Annotated in this window: 18 protein-coding genes and 4 pseudogenes; 12 read left to right on the forward strand and 10 right to left on the reverse strand. The window is 67.0% G+C overall.

All coding sequences use genetic code 11. The annotated features are described in order from the left end of the window. Positions 1–365: 365 nt before the first annotated feature. Positions 366–518 (forward strand): annotated as a pseudogene (locus ACGFYN_RS42900) (transposase); the annotation flags it as partial. Positions 519–1681: 1163 nt separating this feature from the next. Here ACGFYN_RS42900 and ACGFYN_RS42905 read toward each other — a convergent pair. Beyond that, entirely contained in the window at positions 1682–1990 is a 309-nt protein-coding gene (locus tag ACGFYN_RS42905) for a hypothetical protein (RefSeq protein WP_393871449.1), read from the reverse strand. A gap of 443 nt (positions 1991–2433) precedes the next feature. Here ACGFYN_RS42905 and ACGFYN_RS42910 point away from each other — a divergent pair, with 443 nt between their 5' ends. Further along, positions 2434–2871: an SSI family serine proteinase inhibitor gene (locus ACGFYN_RS42910; protein WP_393871450.1), complete on the forward strand. Its 438-nt coding sequence runs from the start codon at positions 2434–2436 to the stop codon at positions 2869–2871. A gap of 159 nt (positions 2872–3030) precedes the next feature. Here the strand turns inward: ACGFYN_RS42910 and ACGFYN_RS42915 are convergent, their stop codons facing one another. After that, positions 3031–3522 carry a hypothetical protein gene (locus ACGFYN_RS42915; protein WP_393871451.1) on the reverse strand — a complete coding sequence of 164 codons (492 nt, stop codon included), beginning with the start codon at positions 3520–3522 and terminating at the stop codon, positions 3031–3033. Between the two features lie 130 nt (positions 3523–3652). On the opposite strand from ACGFYN_RS42915, the gene ACGFYN_RS42920 reads away from it, so the two are divergent. The 5 genes from ACGFYN_RS42920 (at position 3653) to ACGFYN_RS42940 (ending at position 8547) form a co-directional block, all read left to right on the forward strand. Then, positions 3653–3910 carry a hypothetical protein gene (locus tag ACGFYN_RS42920; RefSeq protein ID WP_393871452.1) on the forward strand — a complete coding sequence of 86 codons (258 nt, stop codon included), beginning with the start codon at positions 3653–3655 and terminating at the stop codon, positions 3908–3910. A gap of 487 nt (positions 3911–4397) precedes the next feature. Further along, positions 4398–5402 (forward strand): U32 family peptidase, encoded by a 1005-nt coding sequence (locus ACGFYN_RS42925; RefSeq protein WP_393871453.1) that lies wholly within the window; start codon positions 4398–4400, stop codon positions 5400–5402. A 186-nt stretch (positions 5403–5588) separates the two neighbouring features. Next, positions 5589–6728, forward strand: coding sequence for a sugar ABC transporter substrate-binding protein (locus ACGFYN_RS42930; protein ID WP_393871454.1), 1140 nt, complete (start codon positions 5589–5591; stop codon positions 6726–6728). Continuing rightward, entirely contained in the window at positions 6725–7777 is a 1053-nt protein-coding gene (locus tag ACGFYN_RS42935) for an ABC transporter permease (protein WP_393871455.1), read from the forward strand. The genes ACGFYN_RS42930 and ACGFYN_RS42935 overlap by 4 nt, the downstream gene beginning before the upstream one ends. Then, a complete protein-coding gene (locus tag ACGFYN_RS42940) occupies positions 7774–8547 on the forward strand; it encodes an ATP-binding cassette domain-containing protein (RefSeq protein WP_393871456.1) in 774 nt (257 codons plus the stop codon). The genes ACGFYN_RS42935 and ACGFYN_RS42940 overlap by 4 nt, the downstream gene beginning before the upstream one ends. A gap of 126 nt (positions 8548–8673) precedes the next feature. Here ACGFYN_RS42940 and ACGFYN_RS42945 read toward each other — a convergent pair whose 3' ends face one another. The 5 genes and pseudogenes from ACGFYN_RS42945 to ACGFYN_RS42965 all read right to left on the reverse strand — a co-directional run. Further along, the gene (locus tag ACGFYN_RS42945; protein ID WP_393871457.1) at positions 8674–9447 is read right to left on the reverse strand and encodes a TIGR03084 family metal-binding protein; all 774 of its coding nucleotides are present in this window, start codon (positions 9445–9447) and stop codon (positions 8674–8676) included. Positions 9448–9799: 352 nt separating this feature from the next. Next, positions 9800–10696, reverse strand: coding sequence for an aminoglycoside phosphotransferase family protein (locus tag ACGFYN_RS42950; protein ID WP_393871458.1), 897 nt, complete (start codon positions 10694–10696; stop codon positions 9800–9802). Between the two features lie 703 nt (positions 10697–11399). Then, positions 11400–11654, reverse strand: a complete 255-nt coding sequence (locus ACGFYN_RS42955; protein ID WP_393871459.1) for a hypothetical protein — start codon at positions 11652–11654, stop codon at positions 11400–11402. 450 nt (positions 11655–12104) lie between these two features. Then, positions 12105–12221, reverse strand: a pseudogene (locus tag ACGFYN_RS42960) (electron transfer flavoprotein subunit beta); the annotation flags it as partial. Positions 12222–12746: 525 nt separating this feature from the next. Further along, positions 12747–12994: pseudogene (locus ACGFYN_RS42965) on the reverse strand (SDR family oxidoreductase); the annotation flags it as partial. A gap of 161 nt (positions 12995–13155) precedes the next feature. Between ACGFYN_RS42965 and ACGFYN_RS42970 the strand changes: the two are divergent. Further along, positions 13156–13323, forward strand: coding sequence for a hypothetical protein (locus tag ACGFYN_RS42970; protein WP_393871460.1), 168 nt, complete (start codon positions 13156–13158; stop codon positions 13321–13323). 105 nt (positions 13324–13428) lie between these two features. Here ACGFYN_RS42970 and ACGFYN_RS42975 read toward each other — a convergent pair. Beyond that, positions 13429–14095 (reverse strand): annotated as a pseudogene (locus ACGFYN_RS42975) (hypothetical protein). 234 nt (positions 14096–14329) lie between these two features. Here ACGFYN_RS42975 and ACGFYN_RS42980 point away from each other — a divergent pair. After that, positions 14330–14557: a hypothetical protein gene (locus ACGFYN_RS42980; RefSeq protein ID WP_393871461.1), complete on the forward strand. Its 228-nt coding sequence runs from the start codon at positions 14330–14332 to the stop codon at positions 14555–14557. Here the strand turns inward: ACGFYN_RS42980 and ACGFYN_RS42985 are convergent, their stop codons facing one another. After that, the gene (locus ACGFYN_RS42985) at positions 14558–14902 is read right to left on the reverse strand and encodes a MerR family transcriptional regulator (protein ID WP_393871462.1); all 345 of its coding nucleotides are present in this window, start codon (positions 14900–14902) and stop codon (positions 14558–14560) included. Between the two features lie 569 nt (positions 14903–15471). Then, complete coding sequence (locus ACGFYN_RS42990) at positions 15472–16125, reverse strand: type III effector protein (protein WP_393871463.1); 654 nt, start codon at positions 16123–16125, stop codon at positions 15472–15474. 127 nt (positions 16126–16252) lie between these two features. Between ACGFYN_RS42990 and ACGFYN_RS42995 the strand changes: the two genes are divergently transcribed. From ACGFYN_RS42995 to ACGFYN_RS43005, 3 genes are all read left to right on the forward strand, one after another. Beyond that, positions 16253–16684, forward strand: a complete 432-nt coding sequence (locus ACGFYN_RS42995; RefSeq protein WP_393871464.1) for an Hsp20/alpha crystallin family protein — start codon at positions 16253–16255, stop codon at positions 16682–16684. Positions 16685–16784: 100 nt separating this feature from the next. Next, positions 16785–17180, forward strand: a complete 396-nt coding sequence (locus tag ACGFYN_RS43000; RefSeq protein ID WP_393871465.1) for a DUF2267 domain-containing protein — start codon at positions 16785–16787, stop codon at positions 17178–17180. A gap of 108 nt (positions 17181–17288) precedes the next feature. Continuing rightward, positions 17289–17684, forward strand: coding sequence for a DUF2267 domain-containing protein (locus ACGFYN_RS43005; RefSeq protein WP_393871466.1), 396 nt, complete (start codon positions 17289–17291; stop codon positions 17682–17684). Positions 17685–17824 lie beyond the last annotated feature (140 nt).

A 17824-nucleotide genomic window follows, 5' to 3' on the forward strand; every position in this document is an offset into this window, starting at 1 on the left:
ACCCGCTGGAACAGCTCCCACAACTCATCCGGCACCAGCCGCTCAACGATCGAAACCACGACCGACAGCCTACCGAACCAAATGAGATGACTTCTAAGTAGCTGTTGTTTTTTCGACCTTGAGTGGTGGCGGTCGAACGCGGGTTCCCGGCCGGGTGGTCCTCCCTGGCGAGGGCATAACGACAGGACCTCCTGAACACCTCGTGGGTGTCCAATCCATAGAGCAACAGGAAGGCCCTGGCGCCGCAGTCTTCCGTGTCGATGGCCGGGCAGTCCAACTCGGCCGCTCCACCGTGTGATTGCCACGCGCACGTGTGCGGCAACGCCGGTGACTGGCCCGAGCGGCAGCGCCGGTACCCGGCGGACATGACGAGCGCGGAGTGGGCTGAGGTCCGGCCGCTGCTGCCGGTACCGGGCTGGATGCGCGGGCGGGGCGGCCGGCCGGAGGGAAACTGCCACCGCGTAATGCTCGATGCGATCCGGTACCTGGTCGACAATGGCATTAAGTGGCGGTCGATGCCTGCCACGCGTCCTCGCACACGGCCACACGCCGATCCCTGGGGCGGCCGCAGCCCCCATTCTCCCAGCCGCCAGGCCGCCCGCACCCGGGCCGACCCGAAACGATGCCGACAGTTCCATTCCCATTGGCCTGTTCCGAACGTTCCGGGAAGCGGTCGCCAGCCAGCGGGACTACCGGGTTCGAAGACTGGGCAGGGCTTTCGCAACGCACCGGGGGCCGGTGGTCGGTGCGGGACGGGTGTCAGGGGACGACGCACGTCCCGCACGTGGCCGCCCGCCACCAGCCACGCCGGGGTTACGGCCCTCTCTCCCCTCACAGCTGCTCGTCCGTGCCCCCTTCCCAACTCCTCAGTAAGACAGCCGAGTTCGCCTGCGCACCCAGTATCACGGGGACGTCGCGTTTTTAGTTCCCTCACCCGTTCACGTAGGACAGTCAGGCCGCGTTCCCAGCCGATCCGCTCCGCGATCACGGTTACCGGCATCGTCGGTGTCTGCTTCAGCAGCTTACGGAGCACCGGCTCGCTCGACTCCAGCACCGCTGATCACGAGACCCACCCACTGGCCCTGATTGGATCCGCTGACCTTAGCTCTCATTTCAGCCCTTGCCGACAACGCCGCCACCCAGCATCTTTGGCCACCCTCGAACCACCGTGCCAGCAAGCCAGATAGGCTCACGGCGTGGTCCGGAGACGAACGCAGACGCCTCCGGACCACGCCTTACCGTGACCTGCCATGGCCCGTGATCGTTCTCCATTTGTGCGCAGATGCTGATCGTCCCCCGCGCCGATGCATGGCCCGGTCCACAGACGCCCAGACACTGCGTCGGACGACAAGCGTCCTTACCGTGGGCCGGAGCCCGCCAGACGAAGGTCCCAGGTCCTGGGCCTCGTCACTGCGACTGATCTCAGCGGTGCGCGCTCCCAAACGCCCCTGGCCGCACGGACATCCCCGCGCGGGGACAAGCGTCAGGGGACGACGCGCGTTCTCGCACACGGCGGCCGTCGCCCCTCGCCGACCACGAAGCGACGGCCGCCCGGCCGCCCCGGCACTCCGGGGGCTGTGTGCGCAGATCAAGGCCCCGTACCGGCTGCGTCCGGGACGGGGCCCTGATCACGTGTGTCCAGAGTCGGCGTCTTGTGTGAACTTCCGGTTCTGTGAAGTCTTCAGCCGGCGGCGCCGGTCACGCCCGGGGCGATGAAGCGGCGGTGCAGCGGCCGGAAGTCCGTCCGCGGCTCACCCTCGATCCCGGCCTCCTTGACCGCGACAGCCAGCCGATCACCGAAGAAAGGTTCGAATGCCGCCTGCGACTCCCACACATCCGTCACATGCAGCGCGCCGCCCTCGAAAGAGGCGACGTGCAGGCACGCGCCGTCCGGCGTGTTCTCCTCCCAGCGGACCATATTACGGATCATCTCGTACTGCTCCGGCGTGACGCCGTCCCAGCGCATCGTCATCACCACGGCCTTTTTCATCACATTCCCGTTCTCCAAGCGGACCGGCCCCCTCGTCAGCACACAGTGCTTCACGGTGCACCGCACTCCGGAAGACTCCGTTCGCGCAGGCCGCGGCCCCGGAACCTGCAATGGGTCCCTGTGCGGCCGCTGTCAGCAGCCGCGTCACGACGTGGCCCGGACGTCCAGAGTCCCGGGCTCCGAAGCGAGCGCTCACGCCCGTACGGTTCAGGTCGTTTGATGTCAGGGTCGACCGGCCGCTTCTTGTGGCAGGCGGGGCGCGATGACCGGCCGCTCACCTCTTTGGCTGCGGCGACGGCCTAGCCGGTCGGGCCGCTGGTTGAACGGCTGACCAGGTCCTGATAGCAGCGGTGCGGAACGGTTCGGCTTCTTCCTCCTGGGACGGGAGCAGTAGAGCGGGTACTTCGGGGCCCTGAGCACCTCAACCAGATGGGAGTTGCATCATGCGATCAGTGATACGCCGGGCCGTGGCAGGAGGAGCGGTGCTCGCGACAGCCCTGGTGGGCCCGCTGAGCCTGCCCGCCCACAGCGCCCCCGCCTCGCTGTATGCCCCCTCGGCCCTGGTCATGACCACCGGCCACGGCGAGAACGCCGGCACCGCAGTGCCGGAACGCGCGGTCACGGTGAACTGCGCCTACACCACCACCGGGACCCACCCCGACCCGCGGCAGGCCTGCGCCGACTTAGACCGTGTGAACGGGAACCTCGACCGCCTGGCCACACTTCGCGCCAATGCGGCAGACTCCCGGTGCACGATGGAGTACCGGCCTGTGGTCGTCACCGTGCAGGGCGTATGGCGCGGGACTCGCGTGAACTACGAGCACACCTTCGCCAATGCGTGCATCAAGGACACTCAGGCAGCACTGGCCCTCACCTTCTGAACCGCACCAAGCCTTCGGTGGCCGCTGGCAGCCCAGCGGCCACCCGGCTCACCGACACCCGGATCAACCTCTGCAAAGAGCGCGGAATCAATGAAAACGGCCTCGCGTGCGGGGGCGAGACTTCGGGACGGTCTCTCATCGGCTGTGGGTTCCGGATGCTCACGCCTGGTCCTGCGGGCAGGCAGCGGACCTCGCCGTCGCGCAGTTCGTAGTAGGCCAAGGTGAGCAGCTTGCGGGCCGCGGCGGCCTTGGCGATGTTGCCTGTGTGCCGCGGCGGGCCCCGATGCGGTCCCTGCGGTTTTCCTGAGGGATGTTGAAGGTCACCTCTTCCACAAGGGTCGGCCCGTAGTCAGAGCGCTCCCGCTTCATGCCTGCCAGCAGGTCCAGGTGCACCCGGTACAAGTCGGCGATCCGGGCACCGTTCCTCGGGCTGAACCGCTCACTCGACGTCAGCAGGCCGCGTTGGACCAGCTTCTGCTTGTTCGATTTGGCTGCGGTCATCTTCATGTGCGATTCGTCCGCCAGCTGCCGCATGGACGCGATGACGTAACCGCTGTCTCCGGCGGCCGAATACTCGCATGCTCGTTTCGCGCGTCCCCCGCGCGAATTGCCCGCCTCCGGCGGGTGGTTATGGAATTGGTCTCCGGCCATTCCATAAGCTTGCGTGCCTACGGCACGGAAAGCGGGAGAGAGTGGGTTTGTTCCTGCGGAACAAACCTTCCAACTCACCTAGGTCTTCACCGGACTCGACCAGGGCCACTTGGCCTGCTGGAACTCTTGGATGCGCTGGTCACTGTTCTCCCTGATCGCCGCCGCCGTTCTTGCCCTCACGGCAACCGCCGTCCACGACGCCGCCGACAAGCCGGCGCTCGTCCCGCTGAGCCGCCCCGAACTCATCCGGCTCCTGCGAGCCCTCGTGCTCCCGCCACCCGTCCGCGACCGCGAGCACGTCCAGCACTGGACCGCCTGGCGACGCCATCACCAAGCCGTCGCGACCGCCTGCCACCAGCAACGACACCACCGTCACGACCAACCGTGATCAAGAACTACAGCTGCCGTGACTGAGCGCGGGCCGCGGTCGACCAGTAGGGAAGACTCCGCATGCCGTCCGCGGAGAGGGAGCCATCCGGACTTCCCTCGTCATCCCGAACAAACCAGACCACTCCGCTCTGGCCAACCTCTCGGCAGAATGCGGCCGCTTGCGAACCACTCTGACTCACGCCAAGTGAGCCCACTCGCCCCGTCACTCATCTCGTGAGCGGTGCTTAAGGCGATCGTCCGACCTGAGTTCCCCAGCTCAGGGCAATGGCCGTCCCCCGCGGCCGGCAGTCAGTCGCCGCCATCGTTTGCCGGTCTCCCGGCGGAGACTGGCCCGTTGGCGCGCAGCTTCACCGCGCCGCAGAGCCGCCCAACTGACGGACTATATCGCTGGGTTGGAATGAACTCACTGTCCAAATCCATAGGGCCCGGCCGATATCGGAGCAGCCGGCGCGCGAGACAAGACATAGCCGGAGGTCCGCCCCGCAGTGGCTTCGCAGACCGTTGACGGCTCGTCGTTGGCTGCCTACCGTCCAAGCGCAGCGAGGCCGAACAAAGTTCGAGATATCGATCGGAAGAAGGTCCGTATGGACGGCATGGAACGGTCACGGCGGTCGCTGTCCGCGCTCGGGCTGCCAGAGCGGGACCTCGGGGAACTGCCCGACTCGGACAAGCGCTTCCCGGACGGCGGGCAGTACCGGGTGGAGATCCCGTCGGTCGAAGGCCCAGGGCCGTTCCAAGCGGTGACGGATGAGGCCGAGCGGCACGGGATCCGGATTCACCGCATCAGCCAGGGCAGCGGAATGATGCTCCTCGCCGACTCGGAGATCGAGCAGATGGTGGCACTTGGCCGCGAACACGACGTGGAGGTCTGCCTCTTCGTCGGACCACGCGGCGGTTGGGACATCGGCGTCCAGGCCGCGTCGGCCGCGGGTGTCGGTGCGGCGGCGGTGCTGCGCGGCGCCGATCAGCTCGCGTACGGGGTCGAGGACGTCATCCGCGGCTGCGACCTCGGCGTGCGCAGTGTGCTCGTGGCCGACATCGGCCAACTGTGGGTCCTCGGCCGTATGCGGCAGTCCGGCGACCTGCCGCCTGACCTGGAAATCAAGGCGTCGATATCGATGCCGACGGCCAATCCCGCGGCCGCACGGGTCCTTGAGGACCTCGGGGTCACCACGATCAACCTGCCGATCGATCTCACCCTCGCCCAGATGGCGGCGATCCGGAGCGCGGTCGACGCGCCTCTGGACGTCTACGTGGAGAGCGCCGACGAATTCGGCGGCGTGGTCCGCTACTACGAGATGCCGGCCCTCGTGCGCGTAGCGGCTCCCGTCCACCTCAAGTTCACGGTACGGAACGCGCCGTCGCTGTATCCCTCCGGAGCGCACCTTGCCGACGTGGCCGTGGCGACCGCGCGCGAGCGCGTACGGCGGGCGGCGATCGGTCTTTCCGTGCTCCGCCGGCACTATCCGGAGGCCGAAGCCAGCCCTTGACCGATGACGACGTAGCCGCCGACGTAGGCATGGCGGGGCCGGCGATCTACGTACAAATCTTGGCGAAACCGTAGCCCGCTCAGGGCCTTGACGACATATCAGGCCGGTTCTACGTTCAGCTCCACCAAAAGTGCCGAACGCCGTTCGAAATACCGGGCAGCATGAGCCGAGCGCACCGGAGTGATCATGAAGAAGATCGATCCACAGGTGGAAGAGGCCGTCGACACGCTCAGCCTGAACGGGCTGGCCAGGCGGCGACTGCTGACCGGCGCCGGCATGCTGAGCGCCTCGGCCGCCGCGGCGGCCTTGCTGTCCGCCTGCTCAGCGGACAACAAGAGCAGCGACAACAAATCGGGCGACGGCGTCGGCGACTTCCCGAAGACGCCGACATGGAAGTTCGTGTTCGTCAACCACGTCACGACGAACCCGTTCTTCACTCCGACGCAATACGGCGCAGCGGACGCCTGCGCGCTCCTGGGCGCCTCGTTCCAGTGGACCGGCTCGAAGGACTCGAGCGTCCCGGAAATGGTCAGCGCCATGTCCTCAGCCGTCTCCGCGAAGGCCGACGGCATCGCCATAGCGGTCGTCGACAAGAACGCCTTCACGTCGCCCGTCGACAAAGCCCTGAACGCCGGAATCCCGACCCTCTCGTACAACGCGGACGGGGCGAAAGGGAATCCGGGGACGAGCCGGCTCTGTTACGTCGGGCAGGACCTCTACCAGTCCGGGGTCGAGCTGGGCCGCCGCATCGCCTCGCTGATGCCTTCCGGCGGGGACGCGGTCGGGTTCATCGCCACCCCGGGCGCGCTCAACATCCAGCCACGCATCGACGGGGCCACCGACGCGATCAAGGCATCCGGCAAGTCGATCAACTTCAAGTCGGTCGCCAGCGGCGCGGAGCTTCCTCAGGAACTGTCGACCATCGACGCGTATGTCAGCGGACACAAGGACCTCAAGGGCCTGTTCGCGGTCGACGCGGGTTCGACGGAGAGCGTCGGCAAGGTCGTGAAAAAGTACGGCCTCAAACAGAAGGGCGTGGTCGCGGGCGGCTTCGACCTGAACCCGAACACCCTCACCGCGATCAAAGCGGGTGACCTCGACTTCACCATCGACCAACAACCCTATCTGCAGGGCTTTTTGAGCGTGCTCTACCTGTGGATGTACAAGCTGTCCGGCGGACTGGTGATCCCGAGTGTCACCGACACCGGCCTGCTCTTCGTGACCAAGGACAACGTCGACCCCTATCTGCAGACCAAGACCCGGTACGAGGGCTCCAGCACGAAACAGCAACTGGTCAAGCGCTCCCGCCCCATCGCACACGCATGAGCGAGCGGGCCGTGCAGGACGCGACCGACGCGAAGACCACCACAGCCGGCACCCCGCCGGTGAGGCGGCACGGCCCGCTGCGCCTGGCCTTCGAGGCATTCGTCATCCGCCGCGAGGCCACCATCTTCATCGTCGCGGTGGGCCTGCTGCTGTACTTCTGGTCCAACAACTCGGACTTCCTGGCCCGCAACAACCTGGTCAACCTCTCCCAGCAGACGGCACCGTACGCGATCATTGCTGCGGGCATGGTGCTGCTGCTGGTCAGCGGGGAGATCGATCTGTCGGTGGGCGCCGTCTTCGCGCTGTCGCCGTTCCTGATGCACTACATGATCGACTACTACGGCACGTACCCGATCGTCGCGATCATCGGCTCGATACTGGCCGGCGCCGTCATCGGTCTCGTCAACGGCTTCGTGGTGGTCGTGCTCAAGGTACCGTCGTTCGTCGCCACGCTCGGCATGCTCTTCTTCATCCTGGGCATCATGCTGACCACGTCGCACGCGTACCCGGCACAGATCCCCGAGGCGGCACACGGGGTGCGAGGCTGGTTCGGGCAGTCGGACTGGTCGGAACTGATCTGGTGCCTGATCATCGTCGCGTACTTCCACGTGGTCCTCACCCGTTCACGCTGGGGCCTGTACACGATCGCCACTGGCGGCAACCCGCTCGGCGCGAGCGAGGCCGGCATCAGGACCGGCCGCATCAAGTTCGGCAACTTCATGGTCACCAGCGCCCTCGGGGCCTTCGCCGGCATCCTCGAGGCATTCCGCGTCGACTCGATCGACCCGACTTCTGCGGGTGCGGATGGCGCGTCCCCGATGTTCACCGCCGTCTCCGCCGCGGTCATCGGCGGTACGGCGCTGGCCGGCGGCTCAGGGACGGTCGTCGGCGCGCTGCTCGGCGCGCTCGTCCTCGCGGAGCTGCGCAACGGATTCAACCTCATCGGCATCAACGCCAACCCGTTCAACATCATCCTCGGTGCGGCGATCATCCTCTCCATGGTGCTCAACGTGTACCTGACCAGACTGCGAAGGGCAGGCCGCCGATGAGCGCGATGACCGGGCAGACACCATCACCGGCGCTCTCCGTGGAGCACATGGCCAAGGGCTTCGGTGCGGTCACGGCGCTGCGGGACGTGAACCTGCGCCTGCACAAGGGTGAGGTACTCGCCCTTGTCGGTGACAACGGCGCTGGAAAGTCAACCCTGTTGAAGATCCTCTGCGGCTTCCACCGGCCCGACGCCGGCCGCATCCTCCTCAACGGCGAGGAGGTGACGCTCAAGTCGGTCGACCATGCCCGCTCGCTCGGCATCGACGCGGTGTACCAGGACCTGGCGCTGGTGAACGAGCTGACGGTCTACCACAACATGTTCCTGAACCGCGAGAAGATCCGCCCCACCCGGCTGCTGAACAACCGCGCGATGCGCAAGATCGCCCAGGAGCACCTGGACGAGATGGGGGTGAACATCCCCTCGGTCGATGTCGAGGTCGCCAAGCTCTCCGGCGGCCAGCGCCAGGCCATCGCTGTGGCCCGCTCGGTCTATTCCGAGGCCAGGGTCCTCCTTCTCGACGAGCCCCTGGCCGCAATGGGCGCCAAGGAAGGCGCACTCATCCTCGACCTGGTCAACGACCTCAAAGCCCGCGGTGAGGTCTCCGTCATCATCATCGCCCACAACTACGCCCAGGTCTTCGAGGTCTGCGACCGGGTCAACCTCCTTCAGCACGGCGAGATCACCTTCGACAAGCGCACGTCGGAGACATCGGTGGCCGAGCTGACCGACCTGGTGGTCGAGGAGTACCGGAGGTCGCGGACCCAATAGACGTCTTCGGGCACAGCCACACAGCGGCGACCGCGCCGGAGGATCCTCGTTCCGGCTTGTCAGGCCAGGGCTGGCGAAAGCCCTGAAGGGCCAGTACCACGCGTACGGGCACGCCACGGGAGCCCTTCAGAGGAAAACGCGAGCAATATCAAGCCACCTCTGCGCATCCTTGCCGACCGCCGTGAGGTCAGTTTCCGCTCGAGGCCGGCGCTGGGTGACTCGAAGACAGAAGTCGAGGGCGCTGCCCTGAACCCGCTGCACGGCACCTTCCGGGCCCCATGCCCAGTCCTGGCCGTCGGGAGCAGTCAACTCGACTCGAAACGCCTCCGCCGGAACAGGCAACTGGGCAGCATAGAACGACAACTCCCGCCCTACCACTCCCAAGGAGGCAACATGGTGGAGCCGACCCGTGGGACGACGCGAGACACCCAGTGCATCGAAGATGTCCTGCCCGTGAGCCCACGTTTCCATGAGTCGAAGCGGCACCATGAGCGCCGCGGTCAACTGCGAGCCGTACCACGGAAACCCGTGGTCCAGTGAGATGCCACGTAGCGCCGCTGCCACCTCGGTCCGGCCGGCGCGCCATTGTTCCAGCAACGCCGATCGCGGCTTGGCGGCTCCCACGGCAGCGTCGAGATCGGCGGACTGACTGCCTAAGGCCTCCGCCTGCTCCAAGACCGCGCCGAAGGCGTCCGGGGTCCGTATGGCGATGAGAACGTTCGCATCAGCCGAAGCGAGATGAGCGAGCTGGTGAGCTATCGTCCACCCCGCGGCGGGTGTGGGCTTGGTCCAGTCAGCCTGACCTGACACCAAGGCGTCGAGTTCATCTCCTTCAGCCACCAAATCAGGCAGAGCAAGGCCGTGCTCCACGCCGGTCATGTCGAGTCCGTAGTTCAACATCAGAGTCACCTTCATCCAGTTCTAGCGATGGGCTCACCCCGTGGGGCCCGGATAGTTGATCTGGTGCGGCCAGGCTATGGGCCCTCTATCAGGCCGTGTATCGAAGTGGACCTCGGGCTGTGAATAATCACGATTCACGGGGCGGGGAGATCTCACGGGCGAGCAGAGGCCGGTGCTGTAGGCCACTGTTGCCGAAGGGGGTCAGGGCGGGCGGCCGCCTGTTTGATCTCCGACTGCATCCGCTACGAGCACGAGTCCACTGTTCGACGACCAAGTCGTCCGGTGTGGCTACTTTGCTGTGAGTGGGCGCGGCAAGCGATCGTCTCTATCACCGCCCATGACCCGGGCCGCATCACTCCGTCGACTCCAGAATGCGGTCGAGTGTCCGGCGCCCCATTCTGCTCATCGTCGGATTGGTCTCGACGTAGTACCAGACAACACCCATCGCCTGCTCGAACGCCCATGCCTTGCCGCGCTCCCACTCCAGATCGCCACAGTCCAGTGTCCGCCGCAGCACTTTCCGCGGACCCGGCTGCAACAGGTGCCAGGCACTGACCAGATCCAGCGCGGGGTCGGCCGCGCCGAAGCCGCCAGTGTCGAGTACGCCGCTGAGCCGGCCTCCCGCGACCAGGACATTGCCGGGGATCAAGTCACGATGGCTCATCACGTCGGCACCCGTGCGTGGCAACGCCCGAAAGTGACTCCACACCTGGCGCAGCCGGGGCACGTCGAGCAGCCCCTCACTCTCCGCGCAGCACTTCGCCATCCAATCGTCGTGGTGAGCGAGAACGCCGCCACGCCCCTCGCCGTCGAAGAGCCACCCCCGTGTCTCGGCCTCCCGGAGGGCTGCGATGAAGACCGCAAGGTCCTCGGCAAAAGCGTCCGACCCACTCGGGTCGGCATCCGAGGCGACCGTTCCCGGCAGCCATGTCTGGACCGACCACGGCATGGGGTATCCCGCTCCAGGCTTTCCCAAGACGACGGGTTCCGGGGCGGGGAACCGAGACACCTGCGCCAGCTCCGCGCTCGCCTGGGCTTCCTGTTCCAGAAACGCCAGCGTCTCGGCGGCATCGGCCAGACGCAGTGGGAAACGCGCCGAGAGATCGTTCCCGATGCGGAAGATGGCGTTGACCGTCCCCGTCGACGGCAGGAGCCGGATCGCCTTGCCGCTCCACTGAGGGAACTGCTCCTGGATCAACGTCGCAACCGTTTCGGCGGTCACGTCCACCTGGTCATCGTGCATGATCATCTCTCGCACGCTCTTCCACTAGTCCAACTCGAAACGCCGGAAGCAGACCAGAACAACTGAGTCAACAGCCAGTATTCATACGCCAGGGTCCAGATCAACTGAGATTCTCAGCCGCCCCGGTGTCTCAACCGTTCTGGTCGCCGCAGGTCACAGCCGCGGCTTCGGACCAGATCAGTTGAGACGGGACAGGTCCGAAGCGTCCGTCTGGTGGGCCGCCTCTCCTCAGGCCACCGCCGGCGGCCGGCGCACAGCTCCCGGGAGGGGGCAATGGGCAAGCCGGTGAGCCGGAATGAGGGCGTCTCCGTCGCGCCAGTTGGCCACAACGGCGTCGCGGACCATGGGGTGGAGACAAGTTGCGCACGGTCGGTGGCAATGACTTGAAGGCGGCCGTCGGCCTGGGTGACGACCTGACGCACAAGGCGGTAACAGGCGCGGACGGCCTGCCAGTTGGCGTCCTTGAGGGGCGGCGTCGTGTACGTGTTCCACTGCAAAGCCAGTCACGATGACCGCGACAGTGATTCACCGCATCGAGAACGGCAAGCTGGCCGAATAGCGGTCGGACAGGGACCTCGTCGGCTTCCTTCAGCAACTCGGTGCCATCCCGCGCCCGGTGAGACGTCGGGGTAGTCCAGGGCGACGCTGCGATCGGAACGGATCGGAAAGGGGTGCCCTCCTCAACAGTGGAGGGCACCCCCGAGGCCGGTCAGCGGAGACCGTAGTGGCCGGTGGTTTCAGCCGCCGTGACCCCGGCGGTCATCACGGTCGTGGTTGCGCCAGCGGTCGTCACGGACGTGGTGACCCCGGCGGTCGTCACGGTCGTGGCGACCCCAGCGGTCATCACGGTCGTGGCGACCCCAGCGGTCATCACGGTTGTGGTGACCCCGGTGGTCGTCACGGTCGTGCTTGCCCCAGCGGTCGTCACGGTCGCCCCGCCCGTGGTGACCGTGCTCGTGATCACGGTCGTACGTGGCATGAGATACCACCGAGGGCGCATAGGCTGCGGCGCTGGCGCCAGTGGCGCCGCCCATCAGGACGGTGGCTGCGACGCCCAGCGCGGCGGCAAGACGGGAAACCCGCATTCCGTGCTCCTTTCATGGCAGGCGCCTGATGCGCCTGCCTGGTCGGACACGTCTATGTCTACAGCCGGAATGTCGCTTTGGCCGGTAATTTAGATCAAGGACACCTTTTGAGATGGTTAGCATCGATTCATGAACCGACGCGAGACGCGTCGGCGTCGCACGCGCGCCTGCGAACGGAGGCCCGGCCGTCCACCAGCGTGAACTTGGATCACTCAAGCTGGCCGAAGCTTCCCCACCCGTCCGCAGCCACCTCGAATAACAACAGCCCTATGCAGACTCGTCCCGTAATCCGGTCCGGCACCTGCGAAGGAGGGTCAGCGCCCGTGGACCAGTTCCGGCAGCAGCCCGTCAACCGAGTCCCGGTCGATGGTCGTGTCCTCGGCGTAGCACCTGTCCCCCGCCGCGTCGGGTGCGCGCGTCACCGTGACGATGATCTTCAAGCTCACCGCTTGTCTCCTCCGTCGTCGTAGGGATAGAAACCGTGCAATCCACGGGGGCCATTGCCTGTGCGACGGCGAGAGTGTCTTCGAACAGGTAAAGGCGTTCGATGTGCCCGTCGCGGATTGTGAGGTGGAAAGGCGACGGGGGTCGTGAAGCGCCGTCCGGTCGATTTGACCGTGTGCGTGAACCGTCCGAAGAGGGCCGCCTCGTCGCCGTCCACGATGATCTAGCCGATCTCTGATTCACTCGCACCCTCGACGAAGACCGGCCACAGGGTGCGGAAGTATGTGGAGACCTCTTCGCGACAGGAGCGGGCGCCGGTCCAGGGAAGGCCGCTGTCGCCGGGACGAACCGGTCGATGTCGTCGGCGAACACGTCGGACAGACCATCAGCGTCTCAGGCTGCCAGCAGGGCAAGGATGTGACTGATGGTCCCTGCAGCTTGCCGGCCGGGGAAGTTGGGTACATTTGGGCTCCTTTCGGTGAGCGAAGAACGCAGTGAAAGGCGCCGCCACCGCGGCACCTTGGCTTTCAGAGCTGGGTGGCGCCGCCGTCGACGAGCAGTTCGGCGCCGGTGGTGCAGGCGCTCTGGTTCGATGCCAGGTACAGCTCGGTTGCGGCGACTCTCCGCGACGCCCGGGGCGTCCCAGCGGGGTAGGTGCCACTGGATCGGCCGCGTCCGAGCGACCCTCGCGCGGGAAGGCGGCGCGCAACTCTTCGCCACCAGGAGCTTCGACGGGGCCAGGAGTGAGGGCGTTGACTCGGATGCAGCGATCGGCCTTCGGCGGCCTCGCCCGTCCATGCGCCGGTCGCTGCCCCGTTGCTGGAGCACCTCGGGAACCGCGACAACATGAACACCGCCACCGACCCCGCATCCCGATGACTCTTCCCGGGCCGCCGGGCCGACCAGCCGACCCGCCCGGATCACCTGCCCGCGCTCTTGAACGAAGTCGGGGCCCTGCCGCCGCTGCACCACGCGCCGCCATCCGCCAGCAACTCCTCGAACTTCCTGCCCTCTGTTGTCGCGGATGCTCTCGGCTACCACGACAAGCCCACCACCAGGCTCCGCCACGAGATCAGCGGGACATGGGACCGATACGCCGCCTGAGACCACGCAAGATCGCCAGCGGGCTGGACCCCTCGGGGAACCAGCGACCGCTAAATACGAAGGCCCATTCAGCAATAACGTGCCAGTGGGCAGACGGATTGACTCTCAGTGGGTCTGCGCATACCCGATTTCGGAGATGTCTTGGGCCAGGTCCGCCAGGGTGACCTCTACGTTCAACGACGACACGAGTTCCTGGTTCAGCGGCCGCAGGGCATACAGGTCACGCACCGCTTCCAGCTCCACGGAGACTTCGTAATAGTCCTCGGCGAAGCGCTGGAATGCTTCGGGTGAGCGATCGACCAATAGTTGGAACAGGCCCGTCGCCCCATCAGGGTCGGTGCGATCCAAGGGGAAGTCGATCGTGCCGTGGTGCCACTGATCATCCGTCATCTCCCGCCACAAGCAGGCCGTCACGACGGGCACACCGTCCTCGTCGGTGAACGCGGCCTCGTCGACGAAGGGCTTGAAAACATCGGGAACATCGTCGATCACTCCCGGCCAGGGCTCGCCATCATGGCCATATGGGCTCATCGGCGATTCGTGGCCGAAGCCGCGGACGTAGACCCCGGGCGCCGAGAACACGATGGAATACTCGTCTCCCGACCCGTTGCGCATCGAGGCCATCTCCTCGCCTTCAGCCCAAGTGGCGTTGAAGGAGGAGTACCGGCTGTCCCAGTCCGGGCTCAGGATCGTCGAGCATCGCAAGCGAGCGGCACAGGTCCCGCAGGGTGGCGATGGTGGGAAGCCGGCTGGCTACGTCATGGACAGTCACGGGCTCATCCAACCGGATCCCTCTGACACCAGCCCCGGCCCCCTGCCAGTCGTCACGGTCAGCAGCAGCTCCAGAGCCTGATAGGCCAACACGCGACAGTTGAATGGGCGAGCCCACCAGTATCGAGGTCGAGAGCCCCGTGGGTTCACAGAAACCCAAGTCCCTCAGCGCGAGCCCAAGGGTCCGCCGGCGTGCTACAGGACAGTGGATTCGTGGGTTCGGGTTAACACGACGATGCTGAGTGAGCCCAAGAGCCTCGGCCACAACGTGGGCGTCGACCTGTGCCTGTGTCCTGTCGCCGTACTCGAGGATGTCGTACTTCCCGTCCAGGCTGGCGAGTCGTTCGGCCAAGGGCAGTTCGCCATGCACCGCGACCGGCGGCATGACCACACGCATCCCATCGACCGCTGGGCGGGCTCTGCCTGCCCGCGGTCGGTGTTCAGCTCGTATCCGGTGCCCTGATCAGGCCGAGGTCTTCGGCTGCGTCCCGTCGCCTTGGGCGCGCAGTTGCTCGTTGATGCGCTGGGCTTCTTCGAGCTGGTCCTCGAGGATGATGATGCGGCAAGCGGCCTCGATGGGGGTGCCCTCGTCGACGAGTTCGCGGGCGCGCGCGGCGATGCGCAATTGGTAGCGGGAGTAGCGGCGGTGGCCGCCGTCGGAGCGCAGCGGGGTGATCAGGCGGTGTTCGCCCAGGGCGCGGAGGAAGGCGGGGGTGGTGGCGAGCATTTCGGCGGCCCGGCCCATGGTGTAGGCGGGGTAGTCGTCGTCGTCGAAGTTATCGGCGGGGCGGGGACTGACAGGGGGCATAGACCTCTTCTTCCGGGGACGCGTCGGGGGGCCCGGGCGCCGTCCTGGCGCCCGGGCCCCGAGCTTGCAACACCATCTACCGGCCAACGATGCCGGGCTTGTGTGTCCGCACACTTCGCCTGGGAGGGCGGGGGTGCGGGGATCTCGTATGCGTGACCGGGGACCACCTTCCAATCCGGGGCCTTGCGTACCCGGGGCGAGCATCCTTCCTCGCCCGGGCGATCCTGATGGCGTCTCGCTCCTTTTCCTTCGGTTACTCGGTAGCACTGCTGGATACCGCGGGTACTGCGCACGGCCACTGCGGGCCGCGTCCTGCTGGACCTGCTTGCATGGCAGTTCTTGTCTGCCACGCCCTCTTCGACTTCCTGGGTTACGAGAGAAGAGTAACCCCGCGACGAATCAATGTCTACCACCGCCATGACAGGTTTTCTCAACGCCTCGCGAGTGGTCTCCCATGATGCTCAGACTCGAAAGAGTGTCGTGACGGGTTGCCTGCCCCAGCTGGGCGGGGCCGACCGGCCCGGTTCTGCCGCGCGGGATCCGACGTCGTACAGATCGCTGTGCATGCGTCAATCGACGGCGTCCGGAGCCGCGGCGGGGAGCGTGAGGGTGTCGAGCTGGGCGGCGAGGTCGGGGTGGCCGACTGTCAGGTGGGCGCGGGTCGCGTTGAGGGGGCGGATGAGGGCGGCGGGGTCATCTTGGGCGAGGGCCGCGTCAAGTTGACCGAGGGGGCGGTGGGCGGCGGCGGGAAGATCGGTGAGGGCGGTGATCTGGCCGGCGATGCGGCGCAGGCCGGCGGCGTTGCGGCGGGCCCAGGCGGTGCTGGTGCGGTCGGCGGCGCGGCGTTCGCGGGTGGCCTGGACGCGTTGTTCGCCGGTGGTTCCGGCGGGACCGGGCCGGCCTCGCAGGTAGCGGCGTTCGGCGGCCTGGCGGCTGGCGACCCCCAGGGGGTGGGCGAGGTCGGCCCAGCCGGCGCCCGCGTGCCGGGCCGTTTCGATCAGGCCGGTCTCCCAGCCGGCGAGCCGCTCACGTACTTGCCGCAGCAGCAGGGAGGCCAGCGCCTGTTCCGGGCCGGCGTCGGGCGTATCGGGGGCGCCGGGGGTTTCGTGCCGGGCGGCGCGCAGGGCGTCGTCTATGGCGTGCAGGGCGGCCGCGGCGGCGAGGAACGAGGCCGGGTTGTGGGCGTCGGCGCTGGGTGTGGCCGGCCGGTCGGCTGCGGTCATGGGCACCTCCCTTAGGTGTCACCCTTTGGACGACAACCTTGTTTGTCATCCATTGGATGACATGCTACAACGGTTTCAGTGCAGCGCATTGGCAGCAACTGCCCGAACCTTGTGGAGGTGTTTCACCATGTTGATGCGCACCGACCCCTTCCGTGAGCTCGACCGGCTGACGCAGCAGCTGATCGGCCCGGGCACCTGGTCCAAGCCGGCCGCGATGGCGATGGACGCCTACCGCGAAGGCGACGAGTACGTCGTGGCCTTCGACCTCCCCGGCGTCAGCGCGGACGCGATCGACATCGACGTGGAACGCAACATGCTGACCGTCAGGGCCGAGCGCCGGCCCGCGGCGAAGACCGACAGCGTGCAGATGGAACTGTCCGAGCGGCCGCTGGGCGTCTTCTCCCGCCAGATCGTGCTGGCCGACACGCTGGACACCGAGCACATCAAGGCCGACTACGACGCCGGCGTGCTCACCCTGCGCATCCCGATCGCCGAACGCGCCAAGCCCCGCAAGATCGCCATCGGCGGCACATCCGACCGCAGGGAAATCTCCGGCTGAGCCGGACCACGAGTCCCGAACAACGGCGGAGGACGGGCACCTGATCTCCCCCCTCACCCCGTCCTCCGCACCACCGCAGTGAAGAAGGGTGGCGGCCGGTATGACCCTGCGGCGGGAAGCGTTCCTCGACCAGGTGGCAGAACGCGCCGAGTACGGAAGCCAGCAGGAGGCAGAACGCGCGGCCCGCGTGGTGCTCGCCCTGCTGGGCGCGCACCTGGTCGGCGAGGTGCGCGCGCAGTTGGCCGCTCGGCTGCCGGAAGGCTTCGCCCTGATCCTGCTCAACCCGCTGCAATCCGCCGAACCTCTCTCACCGGAGCGGTTCGTGCGGGCGACGGCCGCCTGGATCGAGGGAGCCACCGACCAGACCGCCACCTGGGACGTCAGCGCCGTCCTCAGCACGGTCGCCGATGCTGCCGGCGACGAGCTGCTGGGGCAGATCCTGCTCCAGCTCCCCGCCGGCTACGACCTGCTCTTCGGCCACCCACAGCCCACCTGACCCCCCTTGGTGTCCATAGGCCCCTGCGGGCGCGGGCACCTCCGCAGCAGAAAGGCAACGACCCCCGTGATGTCCGACCGGCGTGCATCGTGCCAGCACCCGCCCGTGATGACCTACGAGCAGATGCTGGACAAGGTTCGCTACGACGGCGCCTACCCCACCCGGGAACGGGCCGAGGAAGCCGTCCGTCTCGTCGTCGCAGGCCTCGGACGCCAGATCACCGGCGACGAACGCGTCGAGCTGGCCGCGCGTCTGCCCTTTGAGGCCGCACGCATCTTCACCTCTCAGATCCCGGACCCCCGCCCCCTGACCGGGTGGGCCTTCGTCCAGGACCTCGCCGCCCGCACCGGCGCCCCTGTGGGCCCCACCCGTTGGGACACCGGCTCCGTCCTCGGTGTCGTGGCAGCCTTGGCCGGTCCCGACCTGCTCACCCGCATGCTGCGCCAGCTCCCCTCCGGCCACGCCCTGCTGTTCGGCCGCGCCGAACTCACCCCAGCCGCATAGCCGGCCCACGCCCTCTGGCCTTCGCTCCAGGTCCTGGCCCCGCCCGGGATCACGGCCTGGAGCCGTCCGCCCACCGGCGCAGCAAGCCGGGTGGGGGCCGGGAAGGTTGGGCGCGTACGCACCACCTGATCGCCGTTTCG

The sequence above is a fragment of the Streptomyces sp. NPDC048419 genome (assembly GCF_043200415.1).
In the GTDB taxonomy this organism is placed as follows: Bacteria; Actinomycetota; Actinomycetes; order Streptomycetales; family Streptomycetaceae; genus Streptomyces.